The organism is Sulfitobacter aestuarii (assembly GCF_042685005.1).
GTDB classification, from domain to species: domain Bacteria; phylum Pseudomonadota; class Alphaproteobacteria; order Rhodobacterales; family Rhodobacteraceae; genus Sulfitobacter; species Sulfitobacter aestuarii.
Window position 1 is genome coordinate 63,368 of record NZ_JBHUMP010000008.1, and the last position, 15,419, is coordinate 78,786.

Annotated in this window: 12 protein-coding genes; 10 read left to right on the forward strand and 2 right to left on the reverse strand. The window is 66.6% G+C overall.

Going from position 1 to position 15,419, the window contains the following annotated elements; translation table 11 throughout:
* Positions 1 to 37: 37 nt before the first annotated feature.
* The 4 genes from ACFSUD_RS10765 (at position 38) to ACFSUD_RS10780 (ending at position 5,305) form a co-directional block, all read left to right on the forward strand.
* Positions 38 to 2,353, forward strand: coding sequence for a cytochrome P450/oxidoreductase (locus ACFSUD_RS10765; RefSeq protein WP_386374243.1), 2,316 nt, complete (start codon positions 38 to 40; stop codon positions 2,351 to 2,353).
* 55 nt (positions 2,354 to 2,408) lie between these two features.
* A complete protein-coding gene (locus tag ACFSUD_RS10770) occupies positions 2,409 to 3,434 on the forward strand; it encodes a TRAP transporter substrate-binding protein (RefSeq protein ID WP_386374245.1) in 1,026 nt (341 codons plus the stop codon).
* An 87-nt stretch (positions 3,435 to 3,521) separates the two neighbouring features.
* Entirely contained in the window at positions 3,522 to 4,007 is a 486-nt protein-coding gene (locus ACFSUD_RS10775) for a TRAP transporter small permease (protein WP_386374247.1), read from the forward strand.
* The gene (locus ACFSUD_RS10780; RefSeq protein WP_386374249.1) at positions 4,004 to 5,305 is read left to right on the forward strand and encodes a TRAP transporter large permease; all 1,302 of its coding nucleotides are present in this window, start codon (positions 4,004 to 4,006) and stop codon (positions 5,303 to 5,305) included. Before ACFSUD_RS10775 ends, ACFSUD_RS10780 begins: the two co-directional genes overlap by 4 nt.
* 18 nt (positions 5,306 to 5,323) lie before the next feature.
* On the opposite strand, the gene ACFSUD_RS10785 is transcribed toward ACFSUD_RS10780, so the two are convergent.
* Positions 5,324 to 5,818 carry a GNAT family N-acetyltransferase gene (locus ACFSUD_RS10785; protein ID WP_386374251.1) on the reverse strand — a complete coding sequence of 165 codons (495 nt, stop codon included), beginning with the start codon at positions 5,816 to 5,818 and terminating at the stop codon, positions 5,324 to 5,326.
* Positions 5,819 to 6,120: 302 nt separating this feature from the next.
* Between ACFSUD_RS10785 and ACFSUD_RS10790 the strand changes: the two genes are divergently transcribed.
* On the forward strand, positions 6,121 to 6,567 hold the full coding sequence (locus ACFSUD_RS10790; RefSeq protein ID WP_386374253.1) for a DUF4168 domain-containing protein: 447 nt from the start codon (positions 6,121 to 6,123) through the stop codon (positions 6,565 to 6,567).
* Positions 6,568 to 6,645: 78 nt separating this feature from the next.
* On the opposite strand, the gene ACFSUD_RS10795 is transcribed toward ACFSUD_RS10790, so the two are convergent.
* Positions 6,646 to 7,545 carry a LysR family transcriptional regulator gene (locus ACFSUD_RS10795; RefSeq protein WP_386374255.1) on the reverse strand — a complete coding sequence of 300 codons (900 nt, stop codon included), beginning with the start codon at positions 7,543 to 7,545 and terminating at the stop codon, positions 6,646 to 6,648.
* A 130-nt stretch (positions 7,546 to 7,675) separates the two neighbouring features.
* On the opposite strand from ACFSUD_RS10795, the gene xdhA reads away from it, so the two are divergent.
* From xdhA to guaD, 5 genes are read left to right on the forward strand one after another with little or no spacing between them, the layout of a single operon-like run.
* Entirely contained in the window at positions 7,676 to 9,136 is a 1,461-nt protein-coding gene (gene xdhA / locus ACFSUD_RS10800; protein WP_386374257.1) for a xanthine dehydrogenase small subunit, read from the forward strand.
* Between the two features lie 14 nt (positions 9,137 to 9,150).
* The gene (gene xdhB, locus ACFSUD_RS10805; RefSeq protein ID WP_386374259.1) at positions 9,151 to 11,547 is read left to right on the forward strand and encodes a xanthine dehydrogenase molybdopterin binding subunit; all 2,397 of its coding nucleotides are present in this window, start codon (positions 9,151 to 9,153) and stop codon (positions 11,545 to 11,547) included.
* Positions 11,548 to 11,550: 3 nt separating this feature from the next.
* Positions 11,551 to 12,390: a xanthine dehydrogenase accessory protein XdhC gene (gene xdhC / locus ACFSUD_RS10810; protein WP_386374261.1), complete on the forward strand. Its 840-nt coding sequence runs from the start codon at positions 11,551 to 11,553 to the stop codon at positions 12,388 to 12,390.
* Between the two features lie 60 nt (positions 12,391 to 12,450).
* Positions 12,451 to 14,046 (forward strand): xanthine/uracil/vitamin C permease, encoded by a 1,596-nt coding sequence (locus ACFSUD_RS10815; RefSeq protein WP_386374263.1) that lies wholly within the window; start codon positions 12,451 to 12,453, stop codon positions 14,044 to 14,046.
* 59 nt (positions 14,047 to 14,105) lie between these two features.
* Positions 14,106 to 15,419, forward strand: a complete 1,314-nt coding sequence (guaD, locus tag ACFSUD_RS10820; RefSeq protein ID WP_386374265.1) for a guanine deaminase — start codon at positions 14,106 to 14,108, stop codon at positions 15,417 to 15,419.

Sequence of the window (15,419 nt, forward strand, 5' to 3'; positions counted from 1 at the left end):
GATAAAAGTAAATGACAATTCGCACAAAGGCCCGCCCATGATCGTATCGCGCCCCTCAGCCTGTCCTGTCGGCCCGGCGCGCTCGCCCACCGGCTGCCCCCTTTCGGCACATGCGGCCGCCTTCGATCCTTTCGACAAGCCCTACCAGACCGACCCGGCCGCGGCGCTGCGATGGGCGCGCCAGCAGGAGCCGGTGTTCTATGCCCCCAAGCTCGGCTATTGGGTGGTCAGCCGCTATGCCGATGTGAAGGCCGTGTTCCGCGACAACATCACCTTCTCGCCGCGCAACGCGCTGGAGAAGATCACCCCGGTCAGCCAGGAGTCGCTCGACGTGCTGGCCAGCTACGATTACGCGATGAACCGCACGCTGGTGAACGAGGACGAGCCCGCGCATATGGAGCGGCGCCGCGCGCTGATGGAGCATTTCATCCCGGAGAACCTCGCCGGTCGCGAAGAGAAGATCCGCCGCATGACCCGCGAGAAGGTCGACGCCTTCATCGACCGGGGCGAGGCCGATCTGGTCGAGGAGATGCTCTGGGAGATCCCGCTCACCGTGGCGCTGGATTTCCTCGGCGTGCCGGAGGACGACATGGCCCGGCTGCGCGATTTCTCGGTGGCCCATACGGTCAATACCTGGGGACGGCCGACGCCGGAGCAACAGGTCGAGGTCGCCCATGCGGTCGGCAGGTTCTGGCAATTCGCCGGTGAGGTGCTGGAAAGGATGCGCGCCGATTCCGACGGCCCGGGCTGGATGCATTACGCGATCCGCAAGAATGCCGAGGCGCCCGAGGTGGTGACCGACAGCTACCTCCATTCGATGATGATGGCGATCATCGTCGCCGCCCATGAAACGACGGCGCTGGCCTCTGCCAATGCGCTGAAGGTGCTGCTTGAGGACCGGGCGGTCTGGCGGCGGCTCTGCGGCGATCCCTCGCTCATTCCCAACGCGGTGGAGGAATGTCTGCGTCTCGTCGGCTCGGTGGTGGCCTGGCGGCGCGAGGCGACCCGCGACACCGAGATCGGCGGCGTCGCGATCCCGAAGGGCGGCAAGCTGCTGATCGTGCAGGCCTCCGCCAACCACGATCCCTATCATTTCGAGAATGGCGATGCGCTCGACATCTGGCGCGACAACGCGGTCGATCACCTGACCTTCGGCTATGGCAGCCATCAATGCATGGGCAAGAACATCGCCCGCATGGAGATGCGGATCTTTGTCGAGGAATTCACCCGGCGCCTGCCGCACATGCGCCTGGCGGCGCAGGATTTCACCTATCTGCCCAATACCTCGTTCCGCGGCCCCGATCATCTCATGGTGCAATGGGACCCGGCAGAAAACCCCGAGCGCCGCGATCCGGCATTGCGCGAGGCCGCGCACAGCTTCGCCATCGGCGCCCCGCGCCAGCAGGACATCGCCCGGCGCGTGCGGGTGGTGGAAACTTCCCGTCCTGCGCAGAACGTGCTTGCGGCGACGCTCGAGGATACGGAGGGAGAGGCGCTGCCGGAGTGGAGCGCCGGGGCGCATGTCGAGCTGGAGCTCTATGGCATGTCGCGGCGCTATTCGCTCTGCGGTGCGCGCGATCATCGGCGGATGGGCGTGGCGATCCTGCGCGAGGACGCGGGCCGCGGCGGCTCGCGGCATTTCCACGACCATCTGAAGCCCGGCACGATCGTGAAGCTGCGCGGCCCGCGCAACCATTTCCGTCTCGATGAGGAAGCCAGCGCCCATGTGCTGATCGCCGGGGGCATCGGCATCACCCCGATCATCGCCATGGCCGACCGGCTGAAGGTGCTGGGCCATGAGTACCGCATTCATTATGCCGGGCGGTCGCGGCGCAGCATGGCCTTTCTCGACCGGCTCGAACGCGACCACGGCGCGCAGCTCAGCGTCTATGCCGGGGACGAAGGCGCGCGCGCCGATCTCGCGGCGCTGGTCGCGTCGCGCCCCGAGGACGGGCAGATCTGCGCCTGCGGACCCGAGCGGATGATCGCCGCGCTCGAGGAACTCACCGCCGACCTGCCGCCGGGGGCCTTTCATTTCGAACATTTCACCGCCGCCGGGTCGGCGCTCGATCCCGGCAAGGAGACCGGCTTTGACGTCGAGCTCGCCGATTCCGGGCTGAGCCTGCATGTGCCCGCGGATGCGACCATGCTCGATGCGCTGCGCCGCGCCGGGATCGACGTGCCGAGCGATTGCGAGGAGGGGCTCTGCGGCTCCTGCGAGGTCGAGGTGCTCGAGGGAGAGATCGACCACCGCGACAAGGTCCTGAGCGAAGGCGAGAAACGCGAGGGCGGGCGGATGATGTCCTGCTGCTCGCGCGCGCGGGAGGGCTGCAAGCTGCGCGTCGCACTGTAAAGATAGCCGAAAAGACGGCCAATAAGAACGACATGATAAACGGGAGGAACCATTCATGACGACAAGCAAACCCATCCTGGCGGCGGGGGCCGCTGCCCTGTTTGCCCTGCCCCAGGGCGCCAGTGCCGAAGTGACTCTGAAGGTCAGCCATTTCCTGCCTGCGGTCCATGGCATCCACACGGATTTCATCGAACCCTGGACCGAGCAGGTCAGCGCCTGCACCGATGGCGAGGTCCAGTTCGAGATCTCCGCGGCAGGTTCGCAGCTTGGCAACGTGGCACGCCAGCAGGAACAGGTGATGGCCGGCGTCGTCGATATCGCCCATGGCCTGCACGGCATCCCGCGCGGCCGCTTTCCGCGCAGCTCGCTGATCGACATGCCGTTCCTCACCGACGATGCCGGGGCCGCGACAGCGGCGCTCTGGTCGCTGCTGCCCGGACCGCTGGCAGAGGAATACAAGGGGCTGAAGGTGCTGGCGCTGCATGCCCATAACGGCGGGTTGCTGCATACCAACGGCAAGAAGGTCGAGACCATGGCCGATATGGAGGGTCTGCGCATCCGCACGCCGAGCCCGGCGGTCTCCGACATGCTGTCCTTCCTCGGCGCCACGCCGCAGGGCCTGCCCCCCGGCGAGGTCTACGAGAACCTGCAGCGCGGGGTGATCGACGGCACCGTCTTCCCCTGGGACCCGGTCAATTCCTTCGGGCTCAACGAGGTACTGACCCATCACCTCGATTTCGGCGCCTATACGGTCTCCTTCTTCTTCGTGATGAACGAGAATTCCTACGCAAGGCTCAGCCCCGAGGCGCAGGGATGTATCGACGAATTTTCCGGTGACCCGCTGGTCGCCCGGTTCGGCGATTGGTGGGACGACTGGGATGCGCCGGGGCATGAGCAGGCGGTCGCGGCCGGTCACGAGATCACCGTGCTCTCCCCCGAGGCGCGCGCCGAATGGGCCGAGGCGCTGCAGCCGATGATCGACGCCTATCTCGAAAAGCAGGTCGCCGACGGCGTGAGCGACGCGCGCGAGATCTACGGCGCCATGCAGGAGAAGGTCGCGGCGTTCGAGCCCGCCGAATAGGCCGCGCCGACGAGACGAAAGGCAGGCGGCGCGCGGCGTCGCCCGCCCCTCCCCTCCCTTTCCCGTCCCAAGCCGGAGATCTGGCACTTGCAAATATTCCTGACCGCGACCCGCCGCGCCATCCTTGTCCTCGCGATGCTCGGCGTGGCCGCCTATGGCGCGGCGGCGCTGGTGACGGTGGCCGATGTGCTCGGCCGCCGGGTCGGCCTGCCGATCGACGGGGTGGTTGACCTCGTGCAGCTATTCGTCGTCACCGGGGCCTGGCTGGTCATGCCCTGGGCCTTCTGCTCGGGCGCGCATGTCGGGGTCGATTTCCTGATCACGCGCCTGCCGCGGGCGCCGCAGATCCTGCTGCGTTTCCTCGCCATGCTGGCGGCGCTGGCGCTGCTCGGGGCGATGCTCTGGCTCGGCTACGGCACCTTCCAGCAACGGGTGATGTTCGGGGACAGGTCGCAGCAGCTCGGCATCCCGATCTCCTGGTTCTGGCTGCCGCTGCTGATCGGCCTGGGCTTCTCGCTGCTTGGCGCCATCGCCGCCTTCCTGTCGCCGCAAGTGCAAGGACAAGAGCTATGACATTGCCGCTCCTCGGCCTCGGCGGCTTCATCGCCGCGCTGCTGCTCATCGCCTTCGGCTTCCCGGTGGCCGTGGCCATGGGCGTGATCGGCGTGGCCGGTTACTGGTGGCTCAACGGCTGGATGGGCGCCGCCTATGTGCTCGGCAGCGCGCCCTTCGAGTCGATCTTTCCCTATTCCTTCTCGGTCATCCCGCTCTTCGTGATGATGGGGGTCTTCGCCTCCCATGCCGGGCTGTCGAAATCGCTGTTCGAGGTGATCAACGGCTTCATCGGTCACGTGCGCGGCGGGCTCGCGGTCACCACCGTCGGCGCCAGCGCGGTCTTCGGGGCGATCTGCGGCTCCTCGCTGGCCACGGTCGCCACCATCGGCCGCGTCGCCATGCCCGAGATGCGCCGCCATGATTACGACGACGCGCTCTCCTCCGCGACGGTGGCGGCGGGCGGCACGCTCGGGGTGCTGATCCCGCCGTCGATCCTGCTGGTTATCTACGGCCTGCTGACACAGAGCTCGATCGGGCAATTGTTCATCGGCGCGCTGATCCCCGGCCTGCTCGGCGCCGGGCTCTATGCGCTGGCGATCCTGGTCGTCGTGCGGCTGCGCCCGGAGCTCGCACCCGCCGCGGCGCGCACCGCCTGGCGCGGGCGGCTCTCGCTGCTCTGGCGGATCTGGCCGGTGCTGCTGCTCTTCGGGCTGGTGATCGGCGGCATCTACCTCGGCTGGTTCTCCCCGACGGAGGCGGCGGCGGTCGGCGCCGTCGGAGCCTTCCTGCTGGCGCTGGTGTCGGGCGGCATCACCCGCGCCACCCTGCGCGCCTCGGTGCTCGAAACGGCGGCGCTGACGGGGATGATCTTCTTCATCCTGATCGGGGCGGCGCTGTTCAACTTCTTCCTCGAAGGGACCGGGTTGCCGCAATTCCTGATCGCGCAGATCGAAAGCTCGGGCCTCTCGCCGCTGGCGGTGATGGTGCTGATCCTGCTGTTTTACATCGTGCTCGGCTGTTTCATGGATTCGATGTCGATGATCCTGCTGACCGTGCCGCTGCTCGCGCCGGTGGCGATGGGGCTTGACTTCGACCTGATCTGGTTCGGCATCGTCGTCGTCACTGTCGCTGAGATCGGGCTGATCACGCCGCCGATCGGCATGAATCTCTTCGTGATCCAGGCGACGGTAAAGGGGCTCAGCCAGAGCACGGTGGTGCGCGGGATCGCGCCCTTCATCCTCGCCGATATCCTGCGTCTGGCGCTGCTGGTGGCCTTTCCGGCGCTGGTGCTCTGGCTGCCGCGCGCGATGTTCTGAGGCAGGCGGCGGCGCGGCTCAGCCGCCCAGCCCGTGCCGCTGCACCGCCTGCGAGAGATCGACCCGGGCGCGGGATTCATCGCCCTCGACGGTGATCCGCGCCCCGGCGCTGCTCACCAGATGGTGGATACCGGCGTTGCTGGTGTGGAACAGGAAAACCGCCTGCGCCGCGCCGAGCCTTTCGGCCTCGCGCAGACCGGCGGTGAACAGGCGCCGCCCGATGCCGCGGCCCTGATAGGCATCCTCGACCGATATGCCGATCTCCACCGCGCCCTGGCTGACCGGGAAGATCTCCAGCACGCCGCGGACCTGACCGTCGAGCTCGATCCCGAGCACGCTCGCCGGGCGGGTTTCACCGGCCAGCCGACGCAGCCCGCTGTCGGCCACCCCGCCGAGGAAGCGCAACCGGCGCGACGCGGCGCCGAGCCTTGTATAATGTTTCAACAGGACCTCGCGCCAGGGCGCGGCCCCGCGGATCAGCGGGCGGGGATGGGGCAATGTGAGGGTGGACATCTTTGTGACCTTTCAGGCTTCCTGCCCTATATCGGTCCCGCCAACGTGCTTTACAGCAGGCGTTTCTGCATTGCCGCATTGCACCCGCGGCAAGTGTCCCAGCGGCAAGCGGTTGGTCCCGGGCGAACAGCCGCTCAACACCCGACCCTGCGGCCCCCGCCCGGCGGATCGACGCTCGGGACTAGGGCGTCTGACGCAAGAAACCGCCGCCGCTTTTGCCTCGGGGCGGGGGCGCCCCTAATTCATCCTGACCGGACGCGGGAAACGCGTTCGATTGTGAGAAGCCCTTGAAAGGATGCATGATGTTCTCCACCCGGAAATTAGCCGCCGCCACGCTGGCGCTCGCCCTCTCCGCCGCCCCGGCCTCCTTCGCGATGGCCGAGGAAACCGCGGCCCCGGAACAACAGCCGAGCGCCGACGCGCCGCAGAAGCCGGAAACCCCGCAGGCCACGCCCGGTCAGGCCGAAATCTTCGAAGAAGAACAGCTCGACGCCTTCGCAAGCGCGGTGATCAAGGTCTCGGAAATCCAGGACAGCTATACCCAGCAGCTTGAAAATGCCGAGGACGAGACCGCGCAGAAGGAATTGATCGCCAAGGCCGAAGCCGAGATGCGCGTCTCCATCGAGGAGACCGAAGGGCTGACCTTCGAGGATTATCTCGACATCAACCACGCCGCGGCGATGGATCAGGACCTGAACCTGAAGATCGCCCAACGGCTGCAGGCGCTGCAGGCCAACAAGGCGGGCTGACGCCGCGAACTCACTCTCTCCCCCCTCGACGTCAGGACACATGGCGCGCTCTACCGGCCGCGCGCCATGTGTCGCCCCTCAGCCGGGCAGCGCCCTGCGCGTATGCTCCACGATGAAATCGATGAACAGCCGGACCTTTGAATCCTGCAGGCGGCGGTGCGGATAGAGACAGCCGAAGACCGAGGGCAGCGGCGGGGTCTCGGGCAGGATCTCCACCAGCGCGCCGCTGTCGAGATGGTCGGCAATGTCGAACCGCGGCTTGTTGACGATGCCGCGCCCGTCGAGCGCCCATCCGGTGAGCACATCCCCGTCATCGGAATCATAGCTGCCCGAGACTTCCAGCTTCAGCGGCCCCTCCGCCCCCGCAAGGGTCCAGAAATATTCCGGCGAACGCGGATAGCGCAGCAGCAGGCAATTATGCCGCGCCAGCGCGGCTGCCGTCTCCGGTGTGCCGCGCCGTTCCAGATAGGCGGGCGCGGCACAGAGGACGCGGGGACAATCGATGATCTTGCGCAGTTTCAGGTTCGAATCCGCCGGTCGCCCGACGATGAAGGCGGCGTCCATCCCGTCATCGAGGATATCGACCTTGCGGTCCGACAGGCGCAGACGCACCGAGACATCGGGATATTGTTCGACGAATTGCGGGATCAGCGGCGCGATGAAGCGTTTGCCGACCCCGAGCGGCGCCGTCACCCGCACCGCCCCGCGTGGCCGGTCCGAATAGCCGGAGATCGCGGCCTCGGCATCCTCCAGCGATTGCAGCACGTTACGGGCATGTTCATAGAAGGCCTGCCCGACGTCCGTCGGCGAGAGCTTGCGCGTGGTGCGGTTGAACAGCCGCACATCGAGCCGTTGTTCGAGCTCCTTGATCCGGTTGCTCGCGACCGCCGGGGTCAGGCGCAGATCGCGTCCGCCCGCGGTGATGCTGCCGCGTTCGACGACCCGGACAAACACCCGCAGGCTTTCGATATAGGGCATGCGCGGCGCTCCCGATTATATAAGATTCGTTGAAATAGCTTACCAGTCTGCCTTCTAGATATATATAGTCCAAAGGCGCATGGTCGTTCCGGTCGGGGACAGGCCATCCCTCCCCGCCAAGGGAGGACATATGGGACATCGCGCAGACATTCATTTTCTGCTGAACGGGCAGGAGGTCACGCTCGACAAGGTCGGGGCGGGCGACACGCTGCTCGATCACCTGCGCCTGCAGCGTCGGCTGACCGGCACCAAGGAGGGCTGCGCCGAGGGCGATTGCGGGGCCTGTACGGTGCTCGTCGGCCGACTGAGCGGCGGCGCGCTGCGCTACGAGACGGTCAATGCCTGTATCCGTTTCATGGCCTCGCTCGATGGCTGCCATGTCGTCACCATCGAATATCTCGCGGGGGCCGACGGGCGGATGCATCCCGTTCAACAGGCGATGGTCGAGCACCATGGCAGCCAATGCGGTTTCTGCACGCCGGGTTTCGTCATGTCGCTCTATGCGCTCTGGATGCAGAACCCGAACCCGTCGGAAACCGAGATCGAGACCGCGATCCAGGGTAATCTCTGCCGCTGCACCGGCTATGAGCCGATCATCCGCGCGGCCCGCGCGATCAGCGATTACGGCAATCCGGCCCAGGACGCGCTCAACGCCGAGCGCGCGGCGGTCACGACACGTCTGGCCGACCTTGCCGATCACCGCCGTGTCGAGATGAGCGACGGGCAGAGCCGCGCGATCCTGCCTGCCGATCTCGACGATCTGGCGGCGGTGCTGGAGACCCATCCCGATGCCACGATCGTCGCCGGTGCCACCGATGTCGGGCTCTGGGTGACGAAATTCCTGCGCACCATCTCGCCTGCGGTGTTCATCTCTCATCTCGAAGAGCTGCGCCAGATCTCCCGGGACGACGAGGCGATCCGGCTCGGGGCCGGGGTGAGCTATTCCGCCAGCGCCGATGTGCTCTGTGCCGAATATCCGCATCTGCGCGAATATTGGGATCGGATCGCCGGCTGGCAGATCCGCAACATGGGCACGATCGGCGGCAATGTCGCCAACGGCTCGCCGATCGGGGACACGCCGCCGGTGCTGATCGCGCTGGGGGCCGAGGTGATCCTGCGCAAGGGGGCAGGCCGACGGACGCTGCCGATCGAGGATTACTTCATCGATTACGGCAAGCAGGACCTGGCCCCCGGCGAATTCGTCGAGCGTATCGACATTCCCCATTCGCGGGCCGACACGCTGCACAGCGCCTACAAGATATCGAAACGGCGCGACGAGGACATCTCCTCGGTCGCCGCCGGGTTCAGCATCACGCTCGAAAAGGGTATGATAACGGCGGCCCGGATCGCCTTCGGGGGCATGGCCGCGACGCCGAAACGCGCGGCAAAGGTCGAGGCCGCGCTGATCGGGGCACCCTGGGCGGAGGCGAGCCTGCGCGACGCCGCGGCGCGGATGCCGGAAGATTTCACCCCGCTGAGCGACTGGCGCGCCTCCGCCGATTACCGGATGCGCGCCGCGCAGAACCTGCTGCGCCGCTTCTGGCTGGAACATTCCGAACAGGCCGCGCCGGTGCGCCTGCTGCGGGCTTGAGGGAGGGCCGAGAGATGAACGACGATGCCAAGCTGAACCAGGACCTCGCCGAGCGGGAGAATGTCGCCCCCGTGAGGGACGCAGACGCCGCCGCGCCGCGCGTCGCCGGGATCGCGGGCGGTGTCCATCAGGACCGCAAGCACGATTCCGCGATCAAACACGTGACCGGACGGGCCGAATATACCGATGACATCGCCGAACCCGTCGGCACGCTGCATGCCTATCTCGGCCTGTCGACCCGTGCCCATGCGCTGATCCGCGATATCGACTTCAGCGCCGTCAGGGCGGCACCCGGCGTGGTCGCGGTGCTGACGGCCGCCGACATCCCCGGCGTCAACGACGTCAGCCCGACCGGGCGCGATGACGAACCGATCTTCGCCGAAGGCAAGGTCGAGTTCTGGGGTCAGCCGATGTTCGCGGTGATCGCCGAGACCCGCGACGCCGCCCGCCGTGCCGCGCAGCTCGCCAAGGTCACCTATGAAGACCTGCCGCATGTGCTTGACGCCGAGGCGGCGCGCGCGGCCGACATGCCCTATGTCACCCCGCCCCTGACCCTGAAACGCGGCGCGCCGCAGGCCGCGATGAGCCGGGCGAAGCACCGGATCAGGGGGCGGATGCGTGTCGGTGGGCAGGATCACATGTATCTCGAGGGCCATATCGCCTTCGCCATTCCCGGCGAGGACGAGGACGTCATCGTCCATTCCTCCACGCAGCACCCGAGCGAGGCGCAGCATATGGTCGCCCATGTACTCGGCGTGGCTTCCAACGCGGTGGTGGTGAACGTGCGGCGCATGGGCGGCGGTTTCGGCGGCAAGGAGACGCAGATGAACCTGTTCTGCGCCGTCGCCGCCGTGGCCGCGAAGAAGCTGAGCCGCCCGGTGAAGATCCGCCCGGACCGCGACGATGACATGTCCGCCACCGGCAAGCGCCATGATTTCGTGATCGACTACGAGGTCGGCTTTGACGATCAGGGGCGGATCGAGGCGGTCACCGGCGATTTTGCCGCGCGTTGCGGCTTTTCCTCGGATCTGTCCGGGCCGGTCACCGACCGGGCGCTGTTTCATGCCGACAACGCCTATTTCTACCCCCATGTGCAGCTCAATTCGCACCCGATGAAGACCAACACCGTCTCCAACACCGCCTTTCGCGGCTTCGGCGGTCCGCAGGGGGTGATCGTCGCTGAGAGGATCATGGAGGAGATCGCCTATCACCGGGGCTGTGATTCCCTCGAAATCCGCAAGCGCAACTTCTACGGCGACAAGGGGCGCGACCTGACCCCCTATCACCAGCAGGTCGAGGACAATATCGCGCCGCGCATCGTCTCCGATCTGGAGGAAAGGGCCGCGTATCAGGCACGCCGCAAGGCGGTGCTCGACTGGAACGTGCGCGGCGGGGTGATCCGCAAGGGCATCGCCCTGACCCCGGTGAAATTCGGCATCTCCTTCACCGCGACCTGGTATAATCAGGCGGGCGCGCTGGTGCATGTCTACAGTGACGGTTCGATCCATCTCAACCATGGCGGCACCGAAATGGGCCAGGGGCTCAACACCAAGGTCGCGCAGGTCGTCGCGGATGCTTTCCAGACCGAATTCGACAACATCAAGATCACCAAGACCACGACGGAAAAGGTGCCCAACACCTCGGCCACCGCCGCCTCCTCGGGGACCGATCTCAACGGCATGGCAGCGCTCGATGCCTGCACGCAGATCAAGGCGCGGCTGGTCGAATTCGCCGCACGCAAATGGGACGTCTCGCCGGAAGCCGTGCGTTTCCTGCCCGGCGCGGTGCAGGTCGGCGAGGAGCGGGTGGCCTTCGCCGATTTCATCAAGCTGGCCTATATGGCACGGGTGCATCTCTCGGCGGCCGGGTTCTACAAGACGCCGAAGATCCACTGGGACCGTGAGACCGGCAAGGGGCGGCCCTTCTATTACTACGCCTATGGCGCGGCGCTCTCGGAAGTGTCGGTCGATACGCTGACCGGCGAATATGTCGTCGATCGCACCGACCTGCTGCATGACGTGGGCCGTTCGCTCAACCCGGTGATCGACCGCGGTCAGGTCGAGGGCGCCTTTATCCAGGGCATGGGCTGGCTGACCACCGAGGAGCTGTGGTGGCACAAGCAGGGCCAGCTGCGCACCCATGCGCCCTCGACCTACAAGATCCCGCTGGCCTCGGACCGGCCGCGAATCTTCAATGTCGAGCTGGCGGATTGGTCGGTGAACCGGGAGAACACGATCAAACGCTCAAAGGCAGTGGGCGAACCGCCCTTCATGCTCGGCATCTCGGTTTTCGAGGCCCTGTCGATGGCGGTGGCCAGCGTTGCCGACTACCGCACCTGCCCGCGGCTCGACGCGCCGGCCACGCCCGAACGGGTTCTGATGGCGGTCGAGCGGCTGCAGGCGGAGGGCTGAGCCATGGCGCGTCGCGAGCCCCTCCGCGATTTTCTCGCGCGTCACGCCGAGGTAATCCATGTGCGCATCACCCGCGTGCGCGGCTCCTCGCCGCGCGACGAAGGGGCGGAGATGTTCGTCGCCGCGGATGAGATGCGGGGCACCATCGGCGGCGGGCAGCTTGAATATATGGCGCTCGACGAGGCCCGCGCCCTGCTGCGCTCGGGGCACGAGAGAGGCCATATGGATGTGCCGCTCGGGCCGGAGATCGGGCAATGCTGCGGCGGTCGGGTGGAGATCGCCTTGCAGCGCATGGACAGCGCCGCGCGCGAAGCCGCCACCCGCGCCGCCGGAGCCGAAGAGGCCGCCCGGCCGCATGTCTATGTGCTCGGTGCCGGACATATCGGCCGCGAGCTGGCGCATTGCTTCGCCCGCCTGCCGGTGCGACCCGTCCTCGTGGACAGCCGCGCCGAGGAGCTGCGGCTCTGCTCCGCGCAGGTCGAGATGCGCCATTGCGCATTGCCCGAGGCCGAGATCGACGCCGCGCCGCCGGGCAGCGCCTTCATCGTGCTGTCCCATGATCATGCGCTCGATTTCCTGCTGAGCGCGCAGGCGCTGGCGCGCGGCGATGCTGCCTATGTCGGGATGATCGGCTCGGCCACCAAACGCGCGAAATTCGAGCGTTTCTGCCGCGGCGAAATCGACGGCGTGGCGACGCAGGGTCTGACCTGCCCGATCGGCGCGGGGCAAAGCGGCGACAAGCGCCCGGAGGTGATCGCCGCATTCGTGGCCGCCGAAGTGATGGCGGCGCTGAGCCGCAATGAGGTGACAACGCCACGCGGATCGAGCGTCTCGATCCGCTGAAGGACGCGGCGCCAGGGAGGAGAATGGCGCCGCAAGAGACCCCATGGGAGGACAAGGGACATGACGACGAAACCTTACAGCTACCGGCTTTTCGCCCGGAGCGACTACAGCGCCTTCTGGGCGCTTTTCACCGATAACCTGGTCAATCTGATGGTTCTTTCCGGGGTCTGCCAATTCGTGTTCCAGATGCCCGCCGAGATCGTCTATGGCCGCATCGTGCCGGGGGCTGCGATCGCCATCATCGCCGGGGTGGCGGTCTATGCGCTGATGGCCAAGCGCATCGCGGAGAAGACCGGTCGCGATGTCACCGCCCTGCCCTACGGCATCTCCACACCGGTGATGTTCGTCTATCTCTTCGGGGTCATCGGGCCGATCTACTGGGCCACGCAGGACGCGCTGCTGGCCTGGCAGGTCGGGATCGGCGCCGGGTTCATGGGCGGCATCGTCGCCGCGCTCGGGGCCATCGTCGGCCCCTTCCTCAAACGCGTCACGCCGCGCGCCGGGATGCTCGGCACGCTCTGCGGGATCGCGCTGGTGTTCATCGGCGCCGTGCCGCTGTCGCAGATCTTCGAGAACCCGATCATCGGCTTTGCCTCGCTGGTGATCATCCTCTGGGGGCTGATCGGACGTTTCCGCCTGCCCTTCAACATCCCCGCCGGTCTGCTGGCCATCGGGGTCGGCACGTTCTGCGCGATCCTGATCGGGCAATCCTCTCTTGAGATCGACGGCATCGGCTTCTACCCGCCGCTGCCCTATCTCGGCGACATGATCGCCGGGGTGCAGTATCTCTTCGCCAATCCCGAACTGTTCCTGGTGCTGGTGCCGGTGCAGATCTACAACTTCATCGAGACGATGAACAACGTCGAAAGCGCCGAGGCGGCGGGGGACCACTATCCGGTCGCGGTCTGCCAGGTGACCGACGGTGTCGGCACGATGATCGGCGCGGTCTTCGGCTCGCCCTTCCCGACCACCGTCTATATCGGCCACCCGGCCTACAAGCGGCTCGAAGCCCATGCCGGCTACATCATCGGCGTCGCCGGGGTGATCGCCTTCGCCGCCTTCTTCGGCTTCCTCGCCTTCATCAACGGGCTGATCCCGGTCGCCGCCGCCGCCCCGGTGCTGGTCTTCGTCTCGGTAAGTCTGATCACCAACACCGCCTTCAGCGTCAGGACCGAGCATATGGCCGCCGTCGCCATCGCGATCATGCCGCATGTGTCGAGCTTCCTGGTCACCAAATGGGGCTCGCTGCACAATGCGCTGCGCAGTTCCGGGGTCGAGGGGCTGCCCGCGCTCGGCGATCCGCAGCTGACCGCCGCGATGCTGATGGAGGGCGCGCATTACGACGGCCATCTGGCGCTGGCGCAGGGGGCAATCCTCACCGGGCTGATCTGGGGCGCGATCGTCGCCGGTGTCATCGACGCACGCTTCCGCAACGCCGCCGGTTTCGCCTTCGCCGCCGCCGCGATGTCCTCGCTGGGGATCATCCATGCCGCCAGCCTGCAACTGCCGCAGCTCGACGGGATCACGCTGGGCTACCTGATCACCGGCAGTTTCCTCTTCCTCTATCCGCTGGTCGCGCCGAAGGAGGATCTGGTCAACCGGATCATCGTGCCGGACGAGCCGGACCTGATGCCGCAGAAACAGCAACCCGTTTGACAAACTCCGGGGCGGGCGCCCCCGGCCCCGCCCCCTCACAAAGAGATGGAAATGATCCGATGACCGACACGCTCCTGCGCGGCCGTATCCTGAGCTTCAACCGCGCGCCGCTCAGCGCCGAGGACAGCACCGCCTATTCCTATGTCGAGGATGGGGCGCTGCTGTTGCGCGACGGGCTGATCATCGCCTCGGGCCCCTATGCCGAAGTCTCGCTTCAAGCTCAGGGCACAGAGATCATCGACCACCGCCCGCATCTGCTGATGGCCGGGTTCATCGATACCCATATCCACTTCCCCCAGTTGCAGATCGTGGCAAGCTGGGGCAGCCAGCTGCTTGATTGGCTGAACGGCTATACCTTCCCCGCCGAGGCCGAATTCGCCGATGCGCAGCACGCCCGCGCCATGGCCCGGCGCTTCTGCGACCAGCTCATCGATCACGGCACGACGACGGCGGTGGCCTTCTGCTCGGTGCACAAGACCTCCGCCGAGGCCTTCTTCGCCGAGGCCGAGAGCCGCAACATGCGGATGATCGGCGGCAAGACGATGATGGACCGCAACGCGCCCGAGGCCGTGCGCGACACGCCGCAGCAGGGCTTTGACGACAGCAAGGCGCTGATCGAGACATGGCACGGTCGCGGCCGCGGGCTCTATGCCATCACCCCGCGTTTCGCCATCACCTCGACCCCGGAGCAGCTGGAAATGACCGGCGCGCTGATGGCGGAACATCCCGATTGCTACGTGCAGACGCATCTGTCGGAAAACCACGACGAAATCGCCTTCACCGCCGAACTCTACCCGCAGGCGCGCGATTATCTCGATGTCTACGAGCGTTTCGGCCTGCTCACCCCGCGGAGCCTGCTCGGCCATGCGATCCACCTGAAGCCGCGCGAGATCGACGCCATCGCCCAGAGCGGCGCGCATCCGGTGTTCTGCCCGACCTCGAACCTGTTCCTCGGCAGCGGCCTGTTCGATGCCGCCGGACTCGAGGCACGCGGGATCACCAGCGGCATTGCCACGGATATCGGCGCGGGCACCAGCTTCTCGATGCTGCAAAGCCTCAACGAGGGCTACAAGATCCTGCAATTGCAGGGCCAGAAACTCCAGGCGCTGCGCGCTTTCGACTGGATCACCCGGGGCAATGCCGAGGTGCTCGGCCTCGCCGACAGGATCGGCACGCTGGTACCGGGCAGCGAGGCCGATGTCGTGGTGCTCGACGCGCGGGCGACCTCTGCGATGGCGCTGCGCATGGAACGCGCGCAGACGCTGGAGGAAGAGCTCTTCGTGCTGCAGATGATGGGCGATGACCGGGCGATCGTGCAGACCTATGTCGCCGGCGTGGCGCGCAAGGAAGCGGGCGCGGCGCTCGCCGCCTGA

What these genes read in the sequence shown, in the direction of transcription:
- ACFSUD_RS10770 (WP_386374245.1), top strand. Translation starts at nt 2,409, where the DNA reads ATGACGACAAGCAAACCCATCCTGGCGGCGGGGGCCGCTGCCCTGTTT.
- ACFSUD_RS10780 (WP_386374249.1), top strand. Translation starts at nt 4,004, where the DNA reads ATGACATTGCCGCTCCTCGGCCTCGGCGGCTTCATCGCCGCGCTGCTG.
- xdhC (WP_386374261.1), top strand. Translation starts at nt 11,551, where the DNA reads ATGGCGCGTCGCGAGCCCCTCCGCGATTTTCTCGCGCGTCACGCCGAG.
- xdhB (WP_386374259.1), top strand. Translation starts at nt 9,151, where the DNA reads ATGAACGACGATGCCAAGCTGAACCAGGACCTCGCCGAGCGGGAGAAT.
- ACFSUD_RS10815 (WP_386374263.1), top strand. Translation starts at nt 12,451, where the DNA reads ATGACGACGAAACCTTACAGCTACCGGCTTTTCGCCCGGAGCGACTAC.
- xdhA (WP_386374257.1), top strand. Translation starts at nt 7,676, where the DNA reads ATGGGACATCGCGCAGACATTCATTTTCTGCTGAACGGGCAGGAGGTC.
- ACFSUD_RS10790 (WP_386374253.1), top strand. Translation starts at nt 6,121, where the DNA reads ATGTTCTCCACCCGGAAATTAGCCGCCGCCACGCTGGCGCTCGCCCTC.
- ACFSUD_RS10765 (WP_386374243.1), top strand. Translation starts at nt 38, where the DNA reads ATGATCGTATCGCGCCCCTCAGCCTGTCCTGTCGGCCCGGCGCGCTCG.
- ACFSUD_RS10785 (WP_386374251.1), bottom strand. Translation starts at nt 5,818, where the DNA reads ATGTCCACCCTCACATTGCCCCATCCCCGCCCGCTGATCCGCGGGGCC.
- ACFSUD_RS10795 (WP_386374255.1), bottom strand. Translation starts at nt 7,545, where the DNA reads ATGCCCTATATCGAAAGCCTGCGGGTGTTTGTCCGGGTCGTCGAACGC.
- guaD (WP_386374265.1), top strand. Translation starts at nt 14,106, where the DNA reads ATGACCGACACGCTCCTGCGCGGCCGTATCCTGAGCTTCAACCGCGCG.